Genomic DNA, 6,000 nt, shown 5'->3' with positions numbered 1-6,000 from the left:
TGCGTTTCATCCCCGGCTTAAAAGACCGGGGTTCTCACGCGAGTTTTCTATAGAGAATCGCAAGGGGATAAGTCATCTGGCAACAACTACTGGCAACAACTAAAAGATCTTCAACGAGCAGGTGGCCTGAAATAAATCATTCACAACCTGGGCAGACCAATAACCTTCTGCGCGGCGACCCTGTAGCACCATTAAGCGCAAAGAAAAAGCCTGGGGATATCCTTCTGCTTCCAGCCAGAGGCGATCGCTTTCGACCTCGCAGGCAACCATTTCTTCATCCATCAATTCAGTGGCCATCTGTTTCATGGTATCCACCAGTTGCCCCAGCAATCGACAAAAGTCGTTTAGTTCCGCCTCTGTCAATTCCAGGGCCCAATCATCCGTACCCACTAATCCCTGAAATTCCATGGCTTCTGGATCATAGCCAATGCGCCAACCGGGGCCAGATTTGAGGAAACGGGACATGGGAGGAGAATTAAAAGTTTTAAGTTTTCAGTTCAGACCAAGCTGAGAATTTAGAACTTAGAGGATGCTTTAAAAGCCGGTCTCTTTGTCACCCTGGCGACTGAGGTCGCGGCTATACCGAGAAAGCCTGCCAACGCAGGTTACTGAAAACCTTGATTGTATTGAGTCTGCATCGGCAAACTGGGTGAGTGCAGTCACGGTTTTAACCGCCAGATACTTTTCAAACGCCCTCTTAAAGCTCATAACTTACTTACGTGGGAGTTGAGTGGCAAAAGCGTTGACTAAGGCTTGCACCAGGGCATTGCGCTGAGCCAAGTTGAGTTTTTGAATGGCAGCAATGTCACCCGCTAGTGGGTTTTTGTTGAGTTTATTACCACTGGGATAATTATTCTCATCCATGCGCCCGTAGATTTCCAGGTAATCAGCCAAGGTGAGTTTCCAATCCAGCCGATAAAATGGAATGCGCCCTTTCACATAGAGATGATAGCGGATCAGGCGGCCAACCAGGGTATCGTCTTCCGCAACTTTTTTGGTTTCTTTATTAAGATATTGGTTCTCCTTGGGAAAATCTGGAAGTTGCTCGTAGACCTTTTTCCAGGCATCATCGGAACGAATAATTTGCGCGATCGCCCCATGCCCGCCAGTGACTACCTCGGTCAGCACTTCCATGCCAACGACAATACCGCCTGCCAGCACCAAAGCCACCAGGTAGAGCTTGATAGGTATTCTCCCCAAAATCCCCTTCATTGCTTTTTGTTTCTCCAATTCAGTAGATTAAAAATCTTCTCAAGCAAAAGTAGCACTTTCAGGAACGGCATAGGGGCAGGCTGGAGCGAATTGGATCACTAGCCATAATTCCCTCCCCTGCTCTAGTATCGCCTATCCCTGCCCTTACCCGTAGAGTTTACTTAATTTAATGACTCTGCTGGCCAGCCTACTGACTGCGGCGGCGGCTCCTAGTTCAGCTACACCGCGATCGCCCAGGAATTGGCAAAGCTAGATCGCATGCTCAAAGCTGAATGGTAAGGTGCAAAAGCCGGAGGCATTGCAACGAGCTAACTACCTCATCCAGCGAGGATTGTCTGCCGATGCTGTACAGGAAATTTCCTCAGTAAAAAATCCCTCCACAGAGCTGCAGCAGGTGATTCAGGAGATTGAGACCCGCTTATGTCATAGCAAGTAGTCTTCGTTAGCTCAGAGAGCGAATTTTGTCTCGGAATGCCATCACCGCATCGATTGAGTTTAGCGGCGGCAAGTAGCCTTGGCATCCTAACCGATTATCTTTATTCCGCCGCTACAACGATTTGTTATGTGTCGATTGCTATGTCAGCTCATCTACCAAAACAGACTTCATTTGAATGGCAATTTACTGAATGATAATTTACGCCCTTAGAAGTATGGCTAGCAGGTTGACCGAGGGTCTAGTGGGCTTAACCCCGTCGTTTAAGATCAGGTTCTTTTCGTCAGTGTCTTTAACCAGTTCAGTAACAAAGGCTGAAATCTCTAGCTGAGCCTTTGTCCCATCAGTGTAGTCACGTAGCAATTTCTGAACTGACTTGATGCCCTTCCAGGTGTTTAACTTTTTGAGCGTGTCTTTTACTATTTTGCGGTCGAGTCCATCGAGAAGGCGATCTAAGGTACTAATGCACTGCTGAATCCGATTGAGTCGCTCTGAGGTGAGAGTGACATTCTCGATCGTTTCTACTTGGCTGAGTTCCTTTGCCCGTCGCCGCTTTAAGTCCACCAATTGGGTATAGAGGGTTTGAGCCATTGCACGGAGATACCGAGCCGAGAAGATATCCCCCGCTTCCGGTGTTTTGCAAGCAGTTGCGATGGCGATACCATAGGCATCCCGCTCCCCAGTTTGATCATTCCAGAACACTAGCTCTTGACGGTCTGGAATGGGTTCGCCGTTGGGTCCGAAATACTGGATCGAGAGGGCCGCCAAGGCGATCGCCTCATCTTTTTCACCCGTTTGTCTGCCCAGGGCAATGGGGTTCGCCGGGTAATCGTTGCCTAAAGCCTTGAGCCGCTGGCTAATGTCTCCGGAAAAGAGGATTTCTCGCTGGGTGTAGAGATCGCAGGAGGTTTCCTACTGACGATACAGCGTTTCCTGAAAACTCTCCTAGGCCTGCCGCCGGATCTTAACTAGATTCCGAATAAAGTCTACATATCCTGGCAGAATGGTGTCGTCGAATAGCGTGTCGCCATAAATTGATGCACCCAGATCGTTAACATTGGGCACATCCTGTAAGGTTCCGTCTCGTTCGGCGACATTGGTTCCAATTAGCTTCTTGTTGAGGTTGGCAAGACGGCTGGCCTGGCGTAACAACTGGCTTTCGCTATTGGCGTAATAGATGTAGATGGTTTCAGCCTGGTGCTGCTTGGGTCGGTCAATGCGGCCAATGCACTGCTCTAGTACCATCGGGTTCCGGGGCAAAGCGATGTTAATGGGGTAGTCGGCATCTTGCAGGTTTTGACCCACCGAGAGGGTTTCTGAACCGATGAGCACCTTAATTTCTTCGTCTGCGTTGGGGCGGTCAGTTGGATTGCGACAGCTTGCGATCGGGGCAAACAACCGGAAAAGCTCTAACCGCTTAATACCTAGGCGCTGCTGACCTGCTTTGATGACGTTATGGGGCGCGACTGGAACAGCACGGCTATCACCGTCTGGAAAGTAGTATTTGGTGCCGCCGATCGCCATGCCAATCCCCTGACTCGCGATCGTTGAATCCTGGGCCATGTAGCGGTAGTAGTCGATCGCGGTATCCGAGAAGGTGGAAATGAGCAGGACCTTATGGCCTTGGCTCACCAGTTCTCGCACTTTAGCGGTCACCTGTTCGCGCTTGTGGTCTTTGATAAACTCCTCTGCCAGCAGATCTTGAATCTTCTGCAACTGCATCAAGTCATGGTCACAGGCTGACTACATTAAGTGATAAATTCGGCAAGCTTCGTTCGGATCGGACTGTAAACGCGCGATCGCAAGTTCTATGCTGCGACGAAGTTGCTGCCGCTTTTCTTGCTGCTCGGTTTCGGTCTCCTCCTCCTCATCGTCTTCTGTTTCATAGTCCTCCTCGTAGGCTTCTCGGTTATCCCAAAAACCGAAGTCTAATTGCTCAGATTGCCCTGACTCAAAACCGTAGTGGAGCAAGAGGAACTGCTTTAACTCATCGGTATCAGGAGTAACGCTGTCCAGGCGCGATCGCATTTGCTCAATCCGACCGCGAAAGTTGACGATCGTGCGTTTCAGCGCATACATACTGGACTCTGCCCGTTGCAGGAAAAAGCGGCGCTGGTTTTGCAGCAGGGCACGCTGTTCAACGCTGCCAGTTAGATACCGAACGGGGTCAGCGAAGGGGATATAGAGTTGGGTTTCAAATTGGGTAAAGATCTCCTCTAGGGCCTGCTCAGTGCTGTCTTCAAACTGCACAGGGAGCCATTCTGCCTGACGTTTGGCATAAACATTGAGATCGGGCATGGCATCGCGGAGCATCTGGCGGGTGCGTTGCAGAAACAGTTCCCGGTAGGTACGACGGAACAAGTTGGAATCGTCGGTGAATGGCTCTACTCCCGTTTCTCGGTTCTGGAACCACTGAGCTAGTTCGGGGGGAAAGCCAGCATTGGTGAAGCCTTCTGGTTTGGTCAAAAAGGGCTGGAGGATGTTGTAGATGTCTTCACGGCGGTTGTTCTAGGGCGTTGCCGTTAGCAATAGGAAGTAGCGTTGCCGTCCAGAGGCGCGATCGCGGTCTCGAATCTGCAAACAGAGCTTGTGAATCCGGTTTTTATAATTACGGATACCTTCGTGAGCCTCGTCAATGATCACCAGGTCGGGGCCACCGTAACGGTTGAAGTCATCAATGAACCCTGTTCCCTTCCGGCTCATCAAGTTTTTGTTGTATAGCTCGTAGTCGCTATCCCGAAAACCGAGTTCATTCATCTCGCGTTTCCAGTTGTCGTGCAGTTTGCGAGCTGCAATGATCGCAACTTTGGCTTGTCCGTTCTGTTGCCGGGAAAGACGAGCAACGGCAGCCGCGAGACGGGTTTTGCCCAGACCCACCGCATCAGCACAGACGGCTACGCCAAAATCTTGCATGACCCGCAGGCAGTGTTGCGCACCGGATTTCTGGTGTTCAAACAGGACACCTTGGTTGACCAGTTCATCGAGGCGATCGCTTGGCTCCACTCGAAATTGTTGGGGGCGTTGCTGGGCCAGCCAGTAGAGGAAGTCATTAGGAGTGCCATGCTGGCCAGACAGAATTCGTTCTATGGCCTGCTGGAAGCCTTCTATCTCATCAAAGTTGGGCAGTGCTTCAACCTGGGGAACTTTGGGAGGGTTTTGTGGCTGAAGTGGGCGGCACGGGTGAAGTTGTCGGAGCCTTCGTGCAGGATGTGGTTATCGAGGCGATCGCTATAAATGCCAGTTTTCTTGTGGTAAAGCGATCGCCCTTGGCTCATCTTGATCAGCTTGATTTCCAGGAAACCTAGCCGCACCAATTCAGCCATAATTTGCGTGCCATTGAACGCACTCTCCTCAAGTCCTTCAAGAAATTCCTGCAAGGTGCGTTGAATGAATTGGGCACGGTAGTCAGGATTATGCAGCTTTTCCAGTTCTGCCACATCAGCACGTTTCGTGAACCCTTGCCAGTCCATTAGCAAGCGGATTTGGCCTTCGGTTTGGACAATGGTTTGTAGGGGTTCTTCGTAGAGTTTGAGGACACCGCTATCAAAATAGGCCGTGGAACGGCGATAGATACGGCTCCGTGCCAGCATTTGGGCCATTATCTTGTTGTAGGCATCCAGTTGATCTGGCAAGTTATAACGCCGTTTAATCCCTTTAATTTCCCGAAAGCTGCCGCTCAGGAGGGCGGGTTCTTTAGTAGTTTGCTCCAGCAGCAGAAACTTCTCAATGATTTTGAGATTGCCTGTACAGAGGAGTGTAGGTGAGGGGAGATCTTTAGGGGTACGGGGATGATAGGTGTAAATTTTGGCGGCGCTAGGGTCAATCCGAATCACCTTATGGGGAACGGCTTTATCTTTGAACCCCAGTAGGGAGACGATATTTTTTAGGAAGTTGCCACCACCCCCTAACATTTTGTCAGCGTCTCGATACCGAAAAACAAGCCAGTATTGCCCCCCAACTCCTTTGATGGGAATGCCTTGGGGCAGGTAGTAGGGGCGTTGTTGACGAATTAGGTCTTGAATGACGGTTTCAATCATGAAAACTCACGGTTTAGGAGAGTAGAAGTGTGAAGGGTTGGGTTTCGAGGTACCGGTAGATCGAAAAATCTCGGATGTCACTTGTGAGAATGCGGTTTTCTTTCAGTTCTTCAGCAAGAACCACTAACGAGGCATCTGCTAGATCCATTGGCAAATTGGCATATTGCTGCATGAGCTGAATGCTCGTTCTAGATGGTTCTTTTGAAAGTTGAAAATTTGAATGCTGTCTGTGGTGAGTTGCTGGAGAAATCTGAATTGGGCGGTTTGTCCGCAGCGTTCGTAAAGTAGGTAGCTGGTTTCGATAATGACTGGGTAGGT

General features: G+C 50.1%; 8 protein-coding genes. 1 reads left to right on the top strand and 7 read right to left on the bottom strand.

The features are described 5' to 3' along the window. Nucleotides 1–99 precede the first annotated feature (99 nt). Both ACUVQO_RS14430 and ACUVQO_RS14425 read right to left on the bottom strand, forming a co-directional pair. Nucleotides 100–465 carry a DUF1818 family protein gene (locus ACUVQO_RS14430; protein ID WP_445926547.1) on the bottom strand — a complete coding sequence of 122 codons (366 nt, stop codon included), beginning with the start codon at nt 463–465 and terminating at the stop codon, nt 100–102. A gap of 246 nt (nt 466–711) precedes the next feature. Next, a complete protein-coding gene (locus ACUVQO_RS14425) occupies nt 712–1,212 on the bottom strand; it encodes a hypothetical protein (RefSeq protein WP_445926546.1) in 501 nt (166 codons plus the stop codon). Between the two features lie 280 nt (nt 1,213–1,492). Here ACUVQO_RS14425 and ACUVQO_RS14420 point away from each other — a divergent pair, with 280 nt between their 5' ends. Further along, nucleotides 1,493–1,648: a hypothetical protein gene (locus ACUVQO_RS14420; RefSeq protein ID WP_445926545.1), complete on the top strand. Its 156-nt coding sequence runs from the start codon at nt 1,493–1,495 to the stop codon at nt 1,646–1,648. A gap of 198 nt (nt 1,649–1,846) precedes the next feature. On the opposite strand, the gene ACUVQO_RS14415 is transcribed toward ACUVQO_RS14420, so the two are convergent. The 5 genes from ACUVQO_RS14415 to ACUVQO_RS14395 form a co-directional block, all read right to left on the bottom strand. Then, nucleotides 1,847–2,413 carry a hypothetical protein gene (locus tag ACUVQO_RS14415; protein ID WP_445926544.1) on the bottom strand — a complete coding sequence of 189 codons (567 nt, stop codon included), beginning with the start codon at nt 2,411–2,413 and terminating at the stop codon, nt 1,847–1,849. A gap of 177 nt (nt 2,414–2,590) precedes the next feature. Continuing rightward, nucleotides 2,591–3,367, bottom strand: a complete 777-nt coding sequence (locus ACUVQO_RS14410) for a helicase-related protein (RefSeq protein WP_445926543.1) — start codon at nt 3,365–3,367, stop codon at nt 2,591–2,593. A 21-nt stretch (nt 3,368–3,388) separates the two neighbouring features. Then, the gene (locus tag ACUVQO_RS14405; RefSeq protein ID WP_445926542.1) at nt 3,389–4,111 is read right to left on the bottom strand and encodes a hypothetical protein; all 723 of its coding nucleotides are present in this window, start codon (nt 4,109–4,111) and stop codon (nt 3,389–3,391) included. 42 nt (nt 4,112–4,153) lie between these two features. After that, entirely contained in the window at nt 4,154–4,648 is a 495-nt protein-coding gene (locus tag ACUVQO_RS14400) for a DEAD/DEAH box helicase family protein (RefSeq protein WP_445926541.1), read from the bottom strand. A gap of 101 nt (nt 4,649–4,749) precedes the next feature. After that, entirely contained in the window at nt 4,750–5,682 is a 933-nt protein-coding gene (locus ACUVQO_RS14395) for a hypothetical protein (protein ID WP_445926540.1), read from the bottom strand. Nucleotides 5,683–6,000: the final 318 nt, after the last annotated feature.

The organism is Leptodesmis sp. (assembly GCF_052746595.1).
This window is presented reverse-complemented; position numbering and strand designations above follow the sequence as displayed.

Bases quoted from the DNA above. Each gene is read 5' to 3' on its own strand.
- ACUVQO_RS14425 (WP_445926546.1), bottom strand. From the start codon at position 1,212: ATGAAGGGGATTTTGGGGAGAATACCTATCAAGCTCTACCTGGTGGCT.
- ACUVQO_RS14395 (WP_445926540.1), bottom strand. From the start codon at position 5,682: ATGATTGAAACCGTCATTCAAGACCTAATTCGTCAACAACGCCCCTAC.
- ACUVQO_RS14410 (WP_445926543.1), bottom strand. From the start codon at position 3,367: ATGCAGTTGCAGAAGATTCAAGATCTGCTGGCAGAGGAGTTTATCAAA.
- ACUVQO_RS14430 (WP_445926547.1), bottom strand. From the start codon at position 465: ATGTCCCGTTTCCTCAAATCTGGCCCCGGTTGGCGCATTGGCTATGAT.